General features: G+C 58.5%; 15 protein-coding genes and 1 pseudogene. 6 read left to right on the top strand and 10 right to left on the bottom strand.

All coding sequences use genetic code 11. From position 1 onward, the window contains the following. Positions 1–14: 14 nt before the first annotated feature. The 3 genes from FHW04_RS16895 to FHW04_RS16885 are packed head-to-tail and all read right to left on the bottom strand — an operon-like array spanning position 15 to position 3,741. Positions 15–1,232, bottom strand: coding sequence for a cytochrome c (locus tag FHW04_RS16895; protein WP_089561759.1), 1,218 nt, complete (start codon positions 1,230–1,232; stop codon positions 15–17). Beyond that, positions 1,229–2,995, bottom strand: a complete 1,767-nt coding sequence (locus tag FHW04_RS16890) for a GMC family oxidoreductase (protein WP_089561773.1) — start codon at positions 2,993–2,995, stop codon at positions 1,229–1,231. Before FHW04_RS16890 ends, FHW04_RS16895 begins: the two co-directional genes overlap by 4 nt. Then, a complete protein-coding gene (locus FHW04_RS16885; protein WP_031375227.1) occupies positions 2,995–3,741 on the bottom strand; it encodes a gluconate 2-dehydrogenase subunit 3 family protein in 747 nt (248 codons plus the stop codon). The genes FHW04_RS16890 and FHW04_RS16885 overlap by 1 nt, the downstream gene beginning before the upstream one ends. A 209-nt stretch (positions 3,742–3,950) precedes the next feature. Here FHW04_RS16885 and FHW04_RS16880 point away from each other — a divergent pair, with 209 nt between their 5' ends. Next, positions 3,951–5,009 (top strand): FUSC family protein, encoded by a 1,059-nt coding sequence (locus FHW04_RS16880; protein ID WP_069729551.1) that lies wholly within the window; start codon positions 3,951–3,953, stop codon positions 5,007–5,009. A gap of 160 nt (positions 5,010–5,169) precedes the next feature. Beyond that, a complete protein-coding gene (tmaR, locus tag FHW04_RS16875; protein ID WP_004571340.1) occupies positions 5,170–5,496 on the top strand; it encodes a PTS system regulator TmaR in 327 nt (108 codons plus the stop codon). Positions 5,497–5,619: 123 nt separating this feature from the next. Here tmaR and FHW04_RS16870 read toward each other — a convergent pair whose 3' ends face one another. Continuing rightward, a complete protein-coding gene (locus FHW04_RS16870; protein WP_031375225.1) occupies positions 5,620–6,681 on the bottom strand; it encodes a LacI family DNA-binding transcriptional regulator in 1,062 nt (353 codons plus the stop codon). A gap of 95 nt (positions 6,682–6,776) precedes the next feature. Here FHW04_RS16870 and FHW04_RS16865 point away from each other — a divergent pair, with 95 nt between their 5' ends. After that, positions 6,777–7,553 (top strand): YdcF family protein, encoded by a 777-nt coding sequence (locus tag FHW04_RS16865; RefSeq protein ID WP_089561774.1) that lies wholly within the window; start codon positions 6,777–6,779, stop codon positions 7,551–7,553. A gap of 36 nt (positions 7,554–7,589) precedes the next feature. Here FHW04_RS16865 and FHW04_RS16860 read toward each other — a convergent pair whose 3' ends face one another. Further along, complete coding sequence (locus tag FHW04_RS16860) at positions 7,590–8,504, bottom strand: ketopantoate reductase family protein (RefSeq protein WP_089561760.1); 915 nt, start codon at positions 8,502–8,504, stop codon at positions 7,590–7,592. Positions 8,505–8,529: 25 nt separating this feature from the next. Beyond that, positions 8,530–8,883: an ArsR/SmtB family transcription factor gene (locus tag FHW04_RS16855; protein WP_046288224.1), complete on the bottom strand. Its 354-nt coding sequence runs from the start codon at positions 8,881–8,883 to the stop codon at positions 8,530–8,532. A 138-nt stretch (positions 8,884–9,021) separates the two neighbouring features. Here FHW04_RS16855 and fusA point away from each other — a divergent pair, with 138 nt between their 5' ends. Continuing rightward, entirely contained in the window at positions 9,022–11,118 is a 2,097-nt protein-coding gene (gene fusA, locus FHW04_RS16850) for an elongation factor G (protein WP_069729554.1), read from the top strand. A gap of 48 nt (positions 11,119–11,166) precedes the next feature. On the opposite strand, the pseudogene FHW04_RS16845 reads toward fusA, so the two are convergent. Next, a pseudogene (locus tag FHW04_RS16845) lies at positions 11,167–11,925 on the bottom strand (phosphate/phosphite/phosphonate ABC transporter substrate-binding protein); the annotation flags it as partial. Then, positions 11,918–12,844, bottom strand: coding sequence for a fatty acid desaturase (locus FHW04_RS16840; protein ID WP_227021896.1), 927 nt, complete (start codon positions 12,842–12,844; stop codon positions 11,918–11,920). The gene FHW04_RS16840 and the pseudogene FHW04_RS16845, both read right to left, overlap by 8 nt. A 255-nt stretch (positions 12,845–13,099) precedes the next feature. Between FHW04_RS16840 and FHW04_RS16835 the strand changes: the two genes are divergently transcribed. After that, positions 13,100–14,122 carry an LLM class flavin-dependent oxidoreductase gene (locus tag FHW04_RS16835; protein ID WP_031375219.1) on the top strand — a complete coding sequence of 341 codons (1,023 nt, stop codon included), beginning with the start codon at positions 13,100–13,102 and terminating at the stop codon, positions 14,120–14,122. Between the two features lie 407 nt (positions 14,123–14,529). Further along, entirely contained in the window at positions 14,530–16,740 is a 2,211-nt protein-coding gene (gene katG, locus FHW04_RS16830; protein WP_094106276.1) for a catalase/peroxidase HPI, read from the top strand. Between the two features lie 106 nt (positions 16,741–16,846). Here katG and FHW04_RS16825 read toward each other — a convergent pair whose 3' ends face one another. Both FHW04_RS16825 and FHW04_RS16820 read right to left on the bottom strand, forming a co-directional pair. Then, complete coding sequence (locus FHW04_RS16825) at positions 16,847–18,256, bottom strand: FAD-binding oxidoreductase (protein WP_069729556.1); 1,410 nt, start codon at positions 18,254–18,256, stop codon at positions 16,847–16,849. A 25-nt stretch (positions 18,257–18,281) separates the two neighbouring features. Then, positions 18,282–19,097: an ABC transporter permease gene (locus FHW04_RS16820; protein ID WP_069729557.1), complete on the bottom strand. Its 816-nt coding sequence runs from the start codon at positions 19,095–19,097 to the stop codon at positions 18,282–18,284. Positions 19,098–19,100: the final 3 nt, after the last annotated feature.

Raw genomic sequence — 19,100 nt, 5'->3', positions numbered from 1 at the left:
TGCCCCCTGACTGCTTAACGCAACGCTTCCTTCATCTTCTTCACCTCACTGGCCTCAACCGGCGCGGCAGCATTGCCCCAGCTGTTGCGAATGTAGGTGAGCACCGCGGCAATATTGTCATCACTTAGCGTACCGGCAAAGGCGGGCATCGCCGGGGCCGTTGGCCGTGCATCGGTATCCACGCCGCGACTGCCCGCCAGCACCACATGCATCAGTGATGTCGCATTCGGCTGATTGATCAGCGGATTATCCGCCAGCTGCGGGAAGATATTCTTCTCACCACGGCCACCCGGACTGTGGCAGGCCGAGCATTTGGCTTCATAGATCGTCGCCCCAAGCTTCATCCTGTCATCATTAGCATCCAGCGGTTTTGGCTTCTCGTCGGCTTTTTTCTCGCCATCCTTGAGATAAACCGCCACTGCGTTGAGATCGTCCTCGCGCCAGTGCTGGGTTGAATGACGCACCGCATCGGCCATCGGACCGGAAGCGATGGCATAGCGGTTCACGCCGGTCCGCAGGTAGCTGACGATATCCTGCTGGGTCCATTTACCGAGTCCGGTATGATCGCTGGCGTCCAGATTCGGCGCATACCAGTCCTCGACCTCGCTGCCGCCAAGGAAGCGGCCATTTTTGTCGCCGCCCAGCAGATTTTTCGGTGAGTGGCAGGTGCCGCAGTGGCCGAGTCCCTCAACCAGATAGGCCCCGCGATTCCATTCCGCCGATTTGTCCGGATTCGGTTTGAATTCGCCCTTATCAAAGTTAATCCAGTTCCACACCATCAGGCTGGTACGGATATTGAACGGAAAGGGCAGCTGATTGGTTTCTACCGGATGATGGATCGGTTGCAGCGTCTGCATCCAGGCCCACAGGTCCTGCAGATCCTTTTCCGACATTTTGGTGTAGGCGGTAAACGGCATCGCGCCATACAGACGCTTACCGTCATGGCCGACACCGGTATTCATGGCGCGGCGGAAATCATCATAACTCCAGTCGCCAATCCCGGTTTCACGGTCAGGAGTGATATTCGCGCCGAGCAGCGTCCCAAACGGCGTCTGTAACTTAACGCCACCGGCGAAAGGCTGTTTCTCATCGGTGGTGTGACAGGCGGTACAGTCGCCCAGCGTGGCGATATAACTGCCGCGGGCGATCTGATCATATTCCGGTTGCGCCTGACTGCTGAAGCTGCAGGCCAGTAACCACGTGGCGGCGGAGAGAAGCGGTAATGTTTTCATGCGCTAATCATCTCCCCCGGACGTTTCAGGTAGTAGCGACGGATATCGTGCGCCGCTTTAAAGGCCAGAGCGCCCACCGTGCCGGTCGGGTTATAGCCGGGATTCTGCGGGAAGGCGGAAGCGCCCACCACAAACAGATTCGGCACATCCCACACCTGCAGATGTTTATTCACCGAGCTGGTTCGTGGATCGGCACCCATGATGAAGCCGCCTACCACGTGAGAGGACTGATAGGGCACGCTGCTCCAGTGGCCGGTCATCGGTTTAACGATCATCTCGCGCGGGTTCATCACCTTAGCGATCTCAGCCACCTTGTTAGTGCAGTACTGCGCCATTTTCAGGTCGTTCTGCGCGAAGTCGAAGGTGATACGCAACAGCGGGCGGCCATGCGGATCTTTGTAGTTAGGATCCAGCGACAGATAGTTGGTGCGGGTGGTATAGCTGCTGGCTTCACAGCCGATCGACATGGTGCTGAGATAGTTATCTTTCAGCGTCTGTTTCCATTTCGATCCCCACTTTGGCGTGTCAGGTGGCAACGGACGATAACCAATCGGAGCCGCGCCAATCGGGGTGACGCGGATACTGCCGCCGCCAAAAAAGCCGAGGCCGCTGTGGTCAAAGTTATCGTTATTGAATTCGTCGATTCCCATGCCGACCGCGCCAGCGCCGATAAACGGATTGAAGTTTTTGTTATCGAAAAACAGCGTGACGTTGTTGGCGGTCTGGTAGGCGTAGTTGCGTCCGGTGGTGCCGGTGTTGGTCACCGGATCGTAGGCCTCGCCAATGCCCGACAGCAGCATCAGGCGCACATTCTCGAAGGTAAAGGCGGCGACGATCACCAGATCGGCCGGCTGTTCCCACTCATCACCCGACGAGTCGATGTAGGTGACGCCGGTGGCTTTTTTGCCGGTAGAGTCAGTCAGCACCTGCAACACTTCACTGTTGGTATAGGCGGTGAAGTTAGGCTTGCGCATCAGCGCCGGCAGTACGGTGGTGATGGCGCTGGCTTTGGAGTAGTTGGCACATCCGTAGTTAGTGCAGAAACCGCAGAAGGTGCAGGGCCCCATGGTGACGCCATACGGATTGGTATAGGCTTCAGAGACCAGCGAAGAGGGCACCGGGAACGGCTGATAGCCAAGGTTTTTTGCCGCATCGGCAAACAGGGTCGGACCATAAGGCTGACGCAGCGGCGGTGTCGGATAGTCGCTGGAGCGCGCGCCCTCAAAGGGATTCCCGCCCGGCCGTTTTTCACCGTTGAGGTTGCCGGCGCGGCCCGAGGTGCCGGCCACACGTTCAAACTGCATATAGTGCGGCTCCATCTCCTCCCAGCTGGTGCCCCAGTCCTGCAGCACCAGCTCATCAGGTATGGCACTGGCACCGTAACGCTCGGTCAGATGGCTTTTCAGGCGGAATTCTTCCGGCTGGAAGCGAAAGGTGATGCCAGCCCAGTGGTTGCCTGCGCCGCCAGTGCCGTTGCCGGGGTGAAATGATCCCCAGGTCCGCATCGGTAGCGCGGTCTGCGACGGATTATTACGCATGGTGCAGGTGTTCTGGCGGGTGCGCAGCATCAGCTCTTCGCGCATCACATAACGCAGCTCATCGGTTACGGTGCCGATATTAAAGTCGCGAGCGGTATCGCGCCACGGACCCCGTTCAATGCCCACCACGTCGAGGCCTTCATCGGCCAGCTCATTGGCAATAATCGATCCGGCCCAGCCGAGTCCAATCACCACTACATCGGTTTTGGGAAGTTTTTTCATGATTAGTCCTTTGCCTTCCATTGCGCAATACTGATCGGCTCGAAGTGCAGATTTTCGTTATGCCGTTCGATGTAATCGCGATAGTCATAGCGCGCACCCGGAAAACCGAGCATCTTCCACGACACCATCTCACGGTTGCCGCCATACACCGGATCGGCAAAGAAGCCTTCCATGGTGTTATTCAGCACTTCGAGAAAGAAGGACTGCGCATCGAAATCGCTGAAGTGCACCTTACCGGCTTCCATCGCCTGCAGCAGTTCGTCCTGCTGTTGCGGCGTCAGGTCAGTGAAGTTTTTATTTGAGGTCTGCTGAACGTAGCGGTTAAGTGCGGCGATGCCCTGGCGGTAGCGCTGACGCGGCACCAGCGGCGACTGATCGCCCTGCTCGGTGGTGCCTTGCTGAAAGGGGCCCTGCATATAAAGGCGCTCAAAAGTACCGTAGGAGCCGTGCAGTTGACGATCGATAAAGACGGCGCAGCCCGCCTCTTTGCCGCCCACGCTAAGATCATCGGCCGGGATCAGCCGGTCAACTATCGCCTCGATGGTTTTGGCTTCGGCATCGGTAAAAAACAGCCAGCCTTGTTGTGGGTAAGTTTCTGGAGGATTATCGGAGAATGGCGTCCAGCCTGGACTGCCTTTCAGCGAAACGGCATCGGCGACCTGGCTGACAGTCGCTGCTACGCCCAGCGTCGACCATGTCAGAACCTGCCGCCGCGTAACGCCCGGCAGGGTTTTTGCTCTTTTTCGCATCGTGCTTCCTTCTCAAGTGTTACTAACAAAAGCTAAAGGTTAAAAATTGTTGGCAATTTGTTTTTTGAGTTCGGGGCCGTATGTAAAGGCGATGTTGATAATTGTAAGGGAACGTCAAAACTGTTTTGAAATGTAGATGGCGCACTAAGCCTTAGCAACATCAGGGGTTAAGATAGCGCACAAAATGATCCCTCAACCGGAAAACCAATTTGCGATCTGATAAGCCCATATCAAAACTTGAGTTTTGGTTCTACCGCCATTACCGCACCGTTCACGGCGTACGCATCGCTATTGCCTTTTTGCTCTGTTTTATTTTTGTCCGGGCGACGGATATTCCGGAAGGCACCTGGCCGCTGATTACGCTGGTGGTGGTGATGGGGCCGATCTCAACCTGGGGGAATGTGTTTCCGCGCGCGCTGCAGCGTATCTGCGGCACGGTGGCGGGGTCGATCTCAGGACTGATTGCCCTGAAGCTGGAGCTGATCTCCATGCCGATGATGCTGGCCTGGTGTGGCGTAGCGATGTTTATCAGCGGCTACCTGACGCTGGGTAAACATCCGTATATGGCGCTGCTGATCGGCATCACCCTCAGCGTGGTGGTCGGCGCGCCCACCGGCGATTTCACCATGGCGCTGTGGCGCGGCGGCGATGTGATTCTTGGCTCGCTGATGGCGCTGCTGTTTACCGCCATCTGGGCGCAGCGCGCCTACATTCACTGGCGAATCCAGCTCTCGGACACGCTGGCGGAGATGGCGAAAATCTACCACGCCGGTTTCTCGCCCAACCTGGTGGATAAGCCGCGCCTTAACAAGCCGCTGGGCAAATTGCTGACCAGCGTGATCAAAATGCGGGCGCTGCTGGAACCGTCAAGCAAAGAGACGCGCATCCCGAAATCGGTGCTTGAAGCCATTCAGACCATAAACCGTAATATGGTGTACACCATCGAGATGCAGATTGATGCCTGGTGGGCCTCGCGTCAGAGCCATCTGATTCTGCTTAACGCCCCGGCATTACGCCGAACCCAGCAGATGACCGAAAGCACGCTGCGTGCGCTGTCGGTGATGGCGATTGAAGGCGAAACCGACGAGGTGCTGGCTAACAGCCATGAGCTGACCGAAATCAGCGGCGAGCTGCGGCGGCTGATTGCCGAGGCGGGCAGTGAAGGACTGGAGGAGACGCCGATTTACGGTTACGTCTGGTTAAGCCTTGAGCTGGCAAAACAGCTGGAGCGGATGACCGATTTGATGCGAATGGCGCTGCGCAAATAATCACCTCAGACAATGACTTAATGTGAAACCGGGTTTCTTTGCGCTAAGATAAGGGCCAGTCCGAAATTAGCTGTGAAAATTGCGTATAAGGCTGGCTAGCCGCTAAGCTGATCGTTTTGTCTCTCTCCCTGCGTCAGCAGGCTCAAAGAAAGGTGCCATCATGGAAAATGCCAAGCAATCATTTCAGGACGTCCTGGAGTTCGTGCGTATGTTCCGCCGCAAAAACAAACTGCAGCGTGAAATTGTCGATAACGAGAAGAAAATTCGTGACAACCAGAAGCGCGTCCTGCTGTTAGACAACCTGAGCGAGTACATCAAACCCGGCATGAGCGTCGAGGCGATTCAGGAAATTATCGCCAGCATGCGTGTGGATTATGAAGACCGCGTTGATGAATACATCATCAAAAACGCCGATCTGTCGAAAGAGCGTCGTGAGCTATCGAAAAAGATCAAAGCCATGGGCGTCGGCGAACACCCGAAAGCCTGAGGCTGATAACAGAGCGTGAACGCTCCGCTCGGTTAACAGAGACCCGCTCCCCGTCAGGAGGGCGGGTTTTTTTTATCGCCGGGATCGACGCTGCAGCATCATTTGCCTGGCGGCAGGAAGGCATTATTTTTCGGTCAGCTGGCGGGCAATCGCCTGAAGCTGCTGCGCCAGCGCGGTGAGATCGCGGTGTGAATCGGCGGGTGGTGCGGTGGTTTCTCTGATCACCAGCGTGGTTTCCAGCGCTTCATCACTGACTGATTCGCCCTGTAACCGCGCCAGCAGCTGCTCAACGCTGAGTACGCCCAGCTGCTGTAAATCCTGCCGCACCGTGGTCAGCGGCGGCTGATACCACGCGCTCTCGGCGGTATCGTCATAGCCAATCACCGAAATCTGCCCCGGAATCGCCACGCCGTGCTGATGCAGCGCCCGCATCGCGCCCAGCGCCATCTGATCGTTCGCTACCAGCAGCGCCTGAGGTAAGGCATTCGGTAACTGTGCCAGTAGCGCCTGATAACCTGATTGCGCACTCCAGTCGCCGCGCAGGGAACAATGCGGCGTCAATTGATGATCGGCCAGCGCCTGATGCCAGGCGGCTTCACGCTGACGCGCCGACACGGACCGCTCCGGGCCGTTCAGCAAGCCGATCTGCCGGTGTCCCAGCGCCACCAGATGCTCTACCGCCGCCCGCGCGCCGTGATGATTCGGATACTGACACTGCGCCACGGCCGCCTGCGGCTCGACGTCCAGAAACAGCACCGGTTTCGCAGCGCACAGCGCCTGGATCTGCTGCGCTTCCTCCGCCTGCAGCGGCAGATTGATCAGCAATCCATCCACCCGCTGCGCCAGCAGTTCATTGATGGTCGCCGCCGCGTCATTGCCGCTCTGCATAGCGATCACCAGATGATAGCCCGCAGCCGCTGCGCGCCGCTGAATCGCCGAAGCAATCTGTGCCGGGGCCATCAGCGCCAGATCGCTGGTGGCGAGACCCAGGGTGCGGGTCGCTTTACCCGCCAGCTGTTGCGCGACCCGGTTCGGCACGTAATTGAGCTGCTGCATCGCCGCTTCGACCCGTTGCCGGGTGCGGACCGAGACCTGTTCAGAACGATTAAGCACCCGTGAAACGGTTTGGTAAGAGACGCCAGCCAGTTGAGCGACATCATCAAGGGTCACAGAGCGGGAAGTCATTGATCTCTCCAGTAGATGAAGCGGCGATTGTAGCAAATTTTCCGGCTGCAGCGCTGCTGCTGCGCGCTACACTGCTCAGCAATAAGGAGAAAAATATGCAGCTTACTGAGCATGATATTGATGACATCAACCTGATCGCCAACTGGCTGGCGCTTGATCAGCTGACAGATCCGCAGCACCCCGACGCCGATCTGCTGATTCTGGCGGGCCATGCGGTGCTGCCAAATATTGAGGGCGCGGTGGCGCTGGCGAAAACCTCCGGTCTGCCGCTGCTGATCAGTGGCGGCGTCGGCCACGCCACGCCGCTGTTAGCGCAGGCGATGGCGGCAGATCCGCGCTTTCACCCGCTTGATACTCAGGGAAAGAGCGAGGCGCAGATGCTGGCGGCTATCGCGCATCGGCTGGCCGATCTGCCGCAACAGCAGCTGCTGCTGGAAGGGGAATCGCGCAACTGCGGCGAAAATGCGGCATTCAGCCAGCGGTTACTGGATAGCCGTGGCCTACAGCCGCAGCAGGTCATTCTGATTCAGGACCCGTTACTGCAGCGGCGTACTGACGCCACCTTCCGCTGGCAGTGGCGCGATCGGCCGGCGGCTCCCCGCTTTATCAACTGGCCGGTTTTCATTCCACAACTGAGGCTGGAGGCGGGCCAGCCGCGCATCACCGGCGCCGCGCCGCAGGGTATGTGGTCGCTGGAGCGCTTTATCTCCCTGCTGATGGGAGAGGTGCAACGGCTGCGAAACGATGAGCAGGGCTACGGACCGCGCGGGAAAGGGTTCTTCGCGGAAGTGATACTGCCTGATCAGATTGATGCGGCGTGGCAGCGCCTGATGCGCCTTTCCGGGGTGCAGCAGCGGATTCAGGGCCGCTGAAAAGTGGCGGGCCGGCGTGATGCGGCCCGCTGGCGCTTAACGGTTCTGCAGATAAACCTGCAGATTGACATACACCGCATTCAATAAAGGCGCGCTCAGGCCATAGTGACTGGCGCGCAGCAGCAGATCGCCGATGATCTGGTCGGCTTCAATATCGAATCCCTGGCATAAATCGCGGTACATGGAGGAGGTCATCGGTGTGGCTGGATTGTTCAGCAGCTCGAAGATTTTGGCGGTCACCGCCGGGCGCGGTTGATAACCTGCAGCACTGATTACCGTCAGGATCTCGCTAAAAACAGCCTGTAACAGCGCTTCACCGCCGTGGGATCGCAGCACCTGCTGAGTATCGCCGCGAGCCAGACAGCACACCGCGCCGAGCGTGCTGAGCAGCAGCCATTTCTCCCACAGCTCATCCATGATGTTGTCGCTGAAGCGGGTATCAACCTGACTGTCGCGCAGTGCAGCATCGACCCGCTGCAGGCGCGCATCGTTATTACCGTCGAGCGCGCCGTAATAGAGCTGATGTAGCGGCGTCATCTGGATCACTTCGCCGTTATCGCCCAGCGTAGCGTTGATTTTACACAACCCGCCGATCACCGCTTCGCGGCCAAAGCGCTGTTGCAGCGTTTCAATGTGCCGCATGCCGTTAAGGATCGGCATAATCAGCGTCTGCGGGCCGACGGCGGGTGCAATATCTTGCATAACCTGCTCGAGGGCAAAGCTTTTTACCGTCAGGATAATCAGGTCATAGTGACCGTGCAGAGAAGCCGCCTGCACCAGCTGCGGCTGCAGCGTTTCGGTGCCGCTCGGGGTCTGCAACACCAGTCCCTTTTGCTGCAACTGGCGGTAACGCCGTTCGCGCACCAGAAAGGTCACGTCCTGGCCGGCCTGGGCCAGTCGCGCGCCAAAATATCCACCGGTCGCGCCGGCACCTGCTATCAGAATGCGCATAGAATTTCCCTTTAAGTAAAAACCGTTACCTTAAAACGTCATCGCCGGGCTTGCCAGCCGGTCCGTGCGGTGAGGCATCCTGACTGATAGCCGTCAGCACGCTGGTGAGTAAGCCTGGAAAGCGATGTTCAAGATCTTCACGGCGCAGCGAAATCAGATTTTCCCGCCCCAGCGGCCGTTGCCAGATCACGCCACTGTCACGCAGAACCCGCCAGTGATGGGTCATGGTCGATTTCGCCACCTCACCACGCAACAGGCCGCAAGGCTGTTCACCTTCACGCGCCAGCGCATCAACAATAGCCAGCCGCAGCGGATTGCCCAGCGCAAACAACACATTTTCTAACCGTAACTGTTCAGTATCAGGGTGATTACTCAGCATAACGTTCCTGTCAGGGGAATGATCCGGTTAATTATAGCTCAATCTGTTCGTATGGAGTCGTACCATTAGTCTAAGCTTGCTGACATGGGTGCCTGAAAAGTGTGCACCTCTTTCCGTCAAACTGACTAAGGATACATCATGCCCCGATCCCTTCCGATCGAACGTTACCGCAACATCGGCATCTCCGCGCACATCGATGCCGGTAAAACCACCACCACCGAGCGCATTCTGTTTTATACCGGAATGAGCCACAAGCTGGGGGAAGTGCACGATGGCGCTGCAACAACCGACTGGATGGCGCAGGAGCAGGAGCGCGGCATAACCATCACCTCTGCCGCGGTCAGTTGCTTCTGGCCGGGCATGGATAAGCGCTTTGAGCCGCACCGCATCAATATTATCGACACCCCGGGCCACGTTGATTTCACCATCGAGGTCGAGCGCTCAATGCGGGTGCTGGACGGCGCGGTAATGGTGTATGACGCAGTGGGCGGCGTACAGCCGCAGTCGGAGACGGTGTGGCGGCAGGCAAATAAATATCATGTGCCGCGGCTGGCGTTCGTCAACAAAATGGATCGGCAGGGCGCCGATTTTTTCCGCGTGGTCACCATGATGCAGTCACGGCTGAAAGCCAATCCGGTGCCGATTGTGATTCCCATCGGTCGCGAAGAGCATTTCGTCGGGGTGATCGATCTGATCCGCATGCAGGCCATCTACTGGGATGAAGAGAGCCAGGGGATGACCTTCAGCTATGGTGAAATTCCGTCTGATCAGCTGGCCGAAGCGCAGAGCTGGCGTGAAAAAATGGTCGCGGCGGCGGCGGAAGCCAATGAAACCCTGACCGAAGCCTGGCTGGAGCAGGGCGATCTCAGCGAGCAGCAGGTGATTGCCGGTTTACGCCAGCGCACGCTGCTCAACCAGATCCAGCCGATGCTGTGCGGCAGTGCGTTTAAAAATAAAGGGGTACAGCGGATGCTGGATGCGGTGATCGAACTGATGCCGTCACCGGCCGATGTGCCAGCGATCAGCGGCGTGGATGAGGCCGGAAACCACGCCGAACGGCACGCTGATGATGACGAACCGTTCTCGGCGCTGGCGTTTAAGCTGATGAGCGATCCCTTTGTCGGGCAGCTGACCTTTGTACGGGTCTACTCGGGCGTGTTGCGCAAGGGCGACAGCGTCTTTAACGCGGTCAAAGGCAAGAAGGAGCGCATTGGCCGTATCGTGCAGATGCACGCCAACGCCCGCCATGAGATCGACGAGATACGCGCCGGGGATATTGCCGCCTGCGTCGGGCTGAAAGAGGCGACGACCGGCGAAACCCTGTGCGATCCGCACGCCATTATTACTCTGGAGCGGATGGAGTTTCCTGAACCGGTGATTTCGCTGTCGATAGAACCGAAGACCAAAGCGGACCAGGAGAAGATGGGGCTGGCGTTACAGCGGCTGGCGGCAGAAGATCCGTCGTTCCGGCTGCACACCGACGAGGAGTCAGGCCAGTCGATTATCTCCGGTATGGGCGAACTGCATCTGGAGATTATCGTCGATCGTCTGAAACGTGAATTTGGCGTAGAGGCCAATATCGGGCGGCCGCAGGTTACCTACCGTGAGACGCTGCGCAAGGCGGTGCAGGATGTTGAAGGCAAGTTTGTGCGCCAGTCGGGCGGCAAAGGGCAGTACGGCCATGTGGTGCTGAGCCTGCAACCGGGTGCGGCGGGCAGCGGGTTTGTCTTTGAGGATGCCACCAAAGGCGGGGTGGTGCCGCGCGAATATATCCCGTCAGTGGAGAAAGGGGTCCGCGAAGCGCTGAACAGCGGCGTGCTGGCGGGCTATCCGATTGTCGATATCAAAGCGACCCTGACGTTTGGCTCCTATCATGAGGTCGATTCCTCGGAGATGGCGTTCCGCATGGCAGCGATTCTCGGTTTCCGTGCGGCGGCAAAACTGGCCGATCCGGCGATTCTGGAGCCGGTAATGAAAGTGGAAGTGGAGACGCCGGAAGAGTACGCCGGCGGGATTATGGGCGATCTGTCGTCACGGCGCGGCGCGGTGCAGGGCATGGATGAGCATTTTGGCGGCCGGATTATTCGCGCCGAAGTGCCGTTGTCGGAGATGTTCGGCTACTCCACCAGCCTGCGTTCGCTGACCCAGGGGCGCGCCACCTACAGCATGGAGTTCAGCCACTACGCGCAGGCACCGCGCAACGTGGCCGATGAGATCATTGCCGCCCGTAAATAGGGCGATGCGGCAGGGAAGCCGCCTTTCTTTCAGCTCAAAGCCGGGCCACCCATGCGCCGCCGCCTGCTGTTCAAAGCGGATTATCGTCTGATAATCCTGGCGCTGCAGCGGGCTGAATCCGCTAATCAGGCTGGCCGCACAGACTTCACGCCACGCCGGACTCGTCACCAGTTCGCCCAGCACCGACTGCAGCGTCTGGCGCTGCTGCGCCGAGGTGGAGGCCGAAGTGATGAGTGGCAACCCAGGCGCAGGCGGTGTTTCGTCGATAATGTGCAATCCCTGTAGTTCCTCTGGCGCGTACCGGGCGATCAGGGCCCAGCTGACACAATCAATGGCGGCAATATCCGCCTGATGCTGACGCACCGCCGCCAGTGACTGACGATGCCCGCCGCTCAGCACCAGTCGTGAAAACAGCACGCCCGACAGGGCCGCCACCAGGCGCAGCGCGTTATAGCCGGAGTGTGAATCGAGGCCGTTGGCCACCGCCCGACGCGCGTGAAAATCGCTCAGCGTCGCGCCCTTATCCCGCGCCACCAGCCAGCTACGATAATCGGGTCCGCTGCAGCCTGGCGCGCTGTAGTGAAACGCGCCGACCAGCTGCACCGCAGGCAGTCGCGTCACCAGCGGATAGCCGCAGGTCTGGCTCAGCAGCAGCCGATCATCCTGCCAGTGGGTAAGCAGATCGTCGGGCCAGACTGGCTGCGCCGCCGTGCCGTGCTGCGCCAGTAACGTTACTATCGCCTGGCTGAGCGCCTCAGTGGCAGGGCGCTCAATGTCGTACATCGGTAATGCCAGCAGGTCAGTCATGGCGAGCCTCTTCAGAACGCCCCGGATGGGCATTGACCCCGACCGGCCGCGCCCAGAATTGACGCAGCCAGACCCGGTAGCCCGCCACGCGGAAACCGTGATTGCGCTGGTAATAGCGCTCACGGTCGCGCAGATAAAGGCGACGCAGACCATACCAGGGCACGCCGGGCAGATCGTGATGCACTGAATGGTAGTTCAGATTCAGGAACAGGATCCGCCAGGGCAGCGCCGCCTCATTATTGACCGAACGCGCCAGCGGATCGTCAGCCGCGCGATGTTCATAAAAGGAGCGCACTTTGGTCAACGCCAGCGCCGGATAGCTGACCGCCAGCAGATACCACAGCGGGGAGAAGCCGCACTGCGCCATGCCGTAAAACAGCAGCGCCAGCAGGCTCCAGTGCAGCAGCCACATGCCGATGGCGGCCCGCTCACCGTGACGAAACGCCTGCCACATCGCCCTGAAAGTGCCGCAGATATCCAGCAACGGAGCCAGCAGCAGACGGCCAAAAAAGGTATTACGCAGGTGGATCAGCTGCTGCTGCCACGGCGACAGCTGCGCCCAGCGTGCGGCGGACAGGTAGTAACTTTCCGGATCGTCATCCGGTTCGGTCAGGGTGTGATTGCGGTGATGGGCCAGATGAGAATCGCGGTAGAGGCCAAACGGAAACCACACCGCCAGCGGCAGGATGCCGAACAGCTGATTGATCCGCGGCCAGCGCGTCGGATGGCCGTGGATCAGCTCATGCTGCAGCGACATATACCAGGCGGTGAAGCCAGTCAGCAGCAGGGTAGCGGGCAGCCGTCCGAGGATCTGCCAGCCGAGCAGCGTGCCGAACCAGCCGCCATAGACCGCGACGATCAGCAGCCAGGTGGGCAGTTCAGTGCGCCATAACCAGCTGCGCGAGAGCTGTTGCAGCAGGGCGCGCTACTGCGGATGAAGGTAAGCGGCACGGCTTTTTTGCATGATCGACCTGGCAGAAGAGGAACAGAGAGCCACAGTGAAATAAACGCTGCGCAAAGACAAAGACGTTATTTTTCTTAGCTATGTCGAAAATCCTGAATATGGCGCTGAAAGATATTGACTATCAGTGGTGACGACGACGGCGTAACCTTTGCCTATCGAAAACCGCCTTAGCATGTGTGGGCCACTTTTGCCCGCCAGGAGAAGTAACAGATGAAAAAGATTGGCTTTTTATCCTTCGGTCACTGGACGCCCTCTTCACAGTCAGCCACCCGTTCGGCGCAGGATGTGTTACTGCAGTCGATTGACCTGGCGGTTGCAGCCGAAGAGCTGGGCGCAGACGGAGCTTACTTTCGCGTGCACCATTTTGCCCGCCAGCTGAGTTCGCCGTTCCCGCTGCTGGCGGCGGTCGGTGCCCGTACCAAAAATATTGAAATCGGTACCGGCGTGATCGACATGCGCTATGAAAACCCGCTCTATATGGTGGAAGATGCCGGTTCAGCCGACCTGATTTCCAACGGCCGTTTGCAGCTCGGCCTGAGCCGTGGCTCGCCTGAGCAGGTGGTGGATGGCTGGCGCTATTTTGGCTTTGAGCCAAAAGCGGGCGAGACCGACGCTGATATGGGGCGTCGTCATACCGAAGAGTTTCTGGAAGTGCTGCGCGGTGAAGGCTTTGCCAAACCGAATCCGCAGCCGATGTTCCCGAATCCGCCGGGCCTGCTGCGCCTTGAACCGCTGTCTGAAGGGCTGCGTGACCGCATCTGGTGGGGCTCCGGCTCCAACGCCACTGCAGAGTGGGCAGCAAAAATGGGCATGAACCTGCAAAGTTCGACCCTGAAAGATGATGAAACCGGCGAACCGTTCCACATCCAGCAGGCGAAGCAGATCCGTGCCTACCGTGAAGCGTGGAAAGCCGCCGGCCATCAGCGAGAGCCACGGGTTTCGGTCAGCCGCAGCATTTTTGCGCTGGTCAATGACATGGACCGCGCCTACTTCGGCCGCAGCGGTAGCGACCAGGATTCGGTGGGATTCCTCGACGAAAAAACCCGCGCCATCTTTGGCCGCAGCTATGCCGCTGAACCGGAGCAGTTAATTAAGCAACTGGCGCAGGATGAAGCGATTGCTGAAGCCGATACGCTGCTGCTGACCGTGCCGAACCAGCTTGGGGTGGCGTATAACGCGCATGTGATTGAGGCGATACTGAAGTATGTCGCGCCGGAACTCGGCTGGCGTTAATACCGTTCCCGACCCAGCGCCTTAGTGATAAGGCGCTGTTCATCTCATTCTGTTGTGATCCCTGCCGCTCTCCGCATCCTCTTTTATCCCTGATCTGATTTCAACACCGCAGGTGCTGGCCCGGCATTTCAGCCTGAATCAGCAGGTGATAGCGCCACTTTTGCCAATCATGATCGCCGTCACGCTGCTGATTATTATTTGGCAGACGCGATCCCTGGCGGCAAGGGTAATGGTATTTTTAACCGCTTCGCCTGAACTGACCGGCGCGGTTCTTTTTAATCGTTAAAACCTTTTTCAGCTAAGCATATTCAAAGGGGCAGGCTATCAAAGGTATAGGATGAGACAGGTGTGCCTTTTTCAAAAGCCACTATAGAGTAGCGCTGAGAATACATAAAAGAGGTGTGACCATGAGCAATTCTGTTGATGAAGATGCAAAAGATGCAAAGCCTATTGTCGAAGCCGATCGCGAAGCAGCGGCAGGTAAATGTCCTTTTCATGCAGGAAAGGCCAATCAGACATCAGGCGGCGGCACGTCCAACCGTGACTGGTGGCCTAACCAGCTGCGTGTCGACCTGCTGAACCAGCACTCATCCCGCTCTAACCCATTGGGCGAGTCGTTCGACTACCGTAAAGAATTTGCCAAATTAGACTACGCTGCGCTAAAAGCCGATCTCAAAGCCTTGCTCACTGAGTCACAAGCCTGGTGGCCTGCCGACTGGGGCAGCTACATCGGTCTCTTCATCCGTATGGCCTGGCACAGCGCCGGTACCTATCGCGCAGTAGACGGTCGCGGTGGTTCAGGCCGCGGCCAGCAGCGCTTCGCTCCGTTAAACTCGTGGCCCGATAACGTCAGCCTGGATAAAGCGCGCCGTCTGCTGTGGCCGGTGAAGCAGAAGTACGGTCAGAAAATTTCCTGGGCCGACCTGTATATCCTGGCGGGTAACGTGGCGCTGGAAAATTCCGGCTTCCGCACCTTTGGTTTTGGTGCCGGACGTGAAGATGTCTGGGAACCGGATATGGACGTCAACTGGGGCGATGAAAGCACCTGGCTGGAACACCGTCATCCGGAATCGCTGGCACAGTCACCGCTCGGCGCGACCGAAATGGGGCTGATCTACGTTAACCCTGAAGGCCCGGAACACAGCGGCGATCCGGCGTCAGCCGCTCCGGCCATTCGTGCGACCTTCGGCAATATGGGAATGAACGATGAAGAGATCGTTGCCCTGATCGCTGGTGGCCATACGCTGGGCAAAACCCACGGTGCCGGTTCGGCCGAGCACGTTGGCGTTGATCCGGAAACCGCACCGATTGAAGCACAGGGTCTGGGCTGGGCAAGCAGCCACGGCACCGGCGTGGGTGCCGATGCGATTACCTCGGGTCTGGAAGTGATCTGGTCGCAGACGCCGACCCAGTGGAGCAACTACTTCTTCGAGAACCTGTTCAAATATGAGTGGGTGCAGACCCGCAGCCCGGCCGGTGCCATCCAGTTTGAAGCGATCGACGCGCCAGAGATCATTCCTGATGCGTTTGACCAGACGAAGAAACGTAAGCCGACCATGCTGGTCACCGATCTGACCCTGCGTTTCGATCCGGAATTCGAGAAAATATCGCGTCGTTTTTACAACGATCCGCAGGCCTTCAATGAAGCTTTTGCCCGCGCCTGGTACAAGTTGACGCACCGTGATATGGGGCCAAAAGCGCGTTATATCGGTCCGGAAGTGCCGAAAGAAGATCTGATCTGGCAGGACCCGCTGCCGACACCGGTTTATCATCCGACCGGCGCCGACATCGCGCAGCTGAAAGAGAAGATTGCGGCCGCTGGCCTGAGCGTCAGTGAACTGACCTCGGTTGCCTGGGCGTCAGCCTCAACCTTCCGTGGCGGTGACAAACGCGGCGGTGCCAACGGCGCGCGCCTGGCGCTGCTGCCGCAACGCGAGTGGGACGTTAACGCCAATGCGGCCCGGGTATTGCCGAAGCTGGAAGCGCTGCAGCGGGAATTCAATAAAGTCTCGCTGGCCGATGTCATTGTGCTGGCCGGAGTGGTTGGGATTGAGCAGGCGGCGAAAGCGGCCGGCGTTGAGATTGAGGTGCCCTTTATCCCGGGCCGGGTCGATGCGCGTCAGGATCAGACCGATATCGAATCGTTTGAGTTGCTGAAACCTCGCGCTGACGGTTTCCGTAACTACGGTCGCGGATACGGCAAAACCACCACCGAGCACCTGCTGATTGATAAAGCACAGCAGCTGACGCTGACGGTGCCGGAATTAACGGTACTGATTGGCGGGATGCGCGCGCTGGGAACCAACTATGACGGCAGCCAGCACGGCGTCTTCAGCCGCAGCGTCGGTGAACTGAACACCGATTTCTTCATCAACCTGCTGGATATGCGCATTGAATGGAAAGCCATTGATGGCTCCAGCGAGCAGTTCGAAGGACGCGATCGCCTGACCGGTGAAGTCCGCTTTACCGCCACCCGCGCTGACCTGGTATTCGGCTCCAATGCGGTGTTACGCGCGTCGGCAGAAGTCTATGCCAGCAGCGATGCCAAAGAGAAGTTCGTCAAGGACTTCGTCGCTGCCTGGACCAAAGTGATGAACCTGGATCGGTTCGAGCTCTGATGGCTTGCGATTAACCACTGAAAGGCAAAAACCCGCTTAGTGATAAGCGGGTTTTTTATATCAGCGATGACAGCGATGCCGTTGCAGCCGGCTGATCAGGGCGCGCTCAGGGTGAAGGGCGGCGCAACGCCAGCGGATCGTCATCCAGCACCAGCGTATCGCGCAGTTCCCAGCCTTTGAGTTTGCCGGGATTGAGTAATCCATCCGGGTCCAGACACTGTTTAACCGAGACCACCGCCGGTTTGATCTCTCCCTGTTTGCCTTCTTCAATCTGATAAACATGCGGATTATTGATCCGGACGCCGTTGGCGCGAAAAGCGTTCATGATCTCGTTCAGTCGCGCGTCACTGCTGTAGCGCACCAGTTGCAGGCCGCTGGCGGTCAGATTGCCGTCAGCGTCACGCAGAAACTCAATGTGCGACATCACCTCATCACCCAGCAGAGCGGCCATGTCGATAATCTGCTGGCGATAACAGGCCGGGTTAAACGCGGTCTGTAAATAGGTCAGAGTATTGTCAACTTTCAGCGCGTGCAGGGTAGTGTGGTTCCAGCAATATTCCATCAGTGACGCATTCGCATCGCGAGCGGCGCTGGCAGACTGCCGCAGCGCACTCTTTCCGCGATATTTTTCCAGCAGGCCCGCCGCTAACCCGTCACTTTCCTGCCCAATCACGCTGATCACCGCATGCTGATCCGCCTGATAATGGCCGCTGAGATGGGTGAAGTAGCCGGGGATCGGCGCGGCGAATAACGCCAGCTGACGTTTCACCAGTCCTGGTGAGCGGGCGAAGGCATTAGCGTAATCCAGCGCGTCGGTAAAGTCGTCGAACACGTCCAGCCGCTCTATCCAGTCATGTACCGGTGCCAGCGCCAGTTCAACCTCCAGCACGATACCGTTACTGCCGTAAGCGTGATGCAGCAGCAGCGCCTGCGGTGCCGGAACCTGCAGAATGCGCGGTTCCGCTTCCACGGTCATCACTTTCACGCTGAGTACGTTTCCGGCGGCGGCCAGCGGGCCATAGTTGATTGAGCCGATGCCGCCAAAGCCGCCACCGTACAGCCCGCCCAGCGTGGCAAGGCGATAGGTCGAAGGCATGCAGCGCAGTTCCCAGCCGGTCGGACGGGTCAGGGCTTCAATCTCCGCCAGCCGCATCCCGGCCTGCGCGCGGACCACGCCAGGGGTGAGTTCACACAGCTGATTAAAGCCGGTCATATCGACCAGAATGCCGCCCGCCAGCGGCACCAGCTGACCATAGTTACCGGTTGCTCCGCCGCGCAGGATCAGCGGTAGCTGATGGCGGACGCAGGCTTTGACCAGCAGGCTCAGCTCCTCTTCACTGCGCGGTCTGACCACCGCATCGGCCTGTTTATCTTCCAGTTGCCGTTTCAGTAGCGGGCTGAACCAGTGAAAATCACGTGACAGGCGTTTAACTCTGGCGGCCTGCAAAGTCCAGTCGAGATCGGGAAGCGCCTGCTGTATCAGGGCAAGCGCGTGCTGACGGTGTTCGCTGTGCATAATTTTCCTGCCTGAAAATAGGGAGTTAATGAGACTGAACCGCTTCGCTTTCATGCCAGGCGGAGAGGGCGCGACGGGAAATCCACGACATCATGCCAAACAGCGCAATACCGGCGAGGGAGATCAGCAGCAGCGCCGCAAACATCAGCGGAATGTCCAGCTGATAGCCCGCTTGCAGGATCTGGTAGGCCAGCCCGGTATTATTTCCGCCGGTGCCCGCCACGAACTCGGCAACCACCGCTCCGATCAGCGACAGCCCGCTGGAAATTCGTAGCGCACCAAAAAAGTAGGGCAGCGCGGACGGAATGCGCAGACGAATCAGCACCTGCAGACGACTGGCGCGGCTCAGCCTGAAGTAGCTCAGCAGCCCCGGCGAGACGCTGCGTAATCCCTGGGTGGTGTTGGAAATAATCGGGAACACCGCCATCAGCGTTGAACAGACCACCAGCGACAGGGTGGTGTCTTTGACCCAGATAATAATCAGCGGCGCGATGGCGACGATCGGCGTCACCTGCAGAAAGACGATGTAGGGAAACAGGGCGGTTTCGACAAAGCGATTCTGCACCAGCACGAAAGCCACGGCGGCACCGATGATGATCGAGAGTAAAAACGAGATCAGGGTGATTTTCAGGGTGAACAGCAGCGCCATCATCAGCGAGCCGAAGTGGGTCCACAGGCTTTGCAGCATCACCAGCGGTGACGGCACCAGAAACTGCGGGATATTGAAATAGCTCACCCATCCCTGCCACAGCAGCACCACGACCACCGCCACAACGGTGGGATAAAACACTTTACGAAAGCCGGGATTAGCCATCCACGGAGAAGATTTTTGCGTCTGCATGGT

The sequence above is a fragment of the Pantoea sp. AN62 genome (assembly GCF_050432985.1).
GTDB lineage: Bacteria > Pseudomonadota > Gammaproteobacteria > Enterobacterales > Enterobacteriaceae > Pantoea > Pantoea brenneri.
The sequence above is the reverse complement of the archived record's forward strand: the minus strand, read 5'-3'. Positions and strand labels throughout refer to the sequence as shown.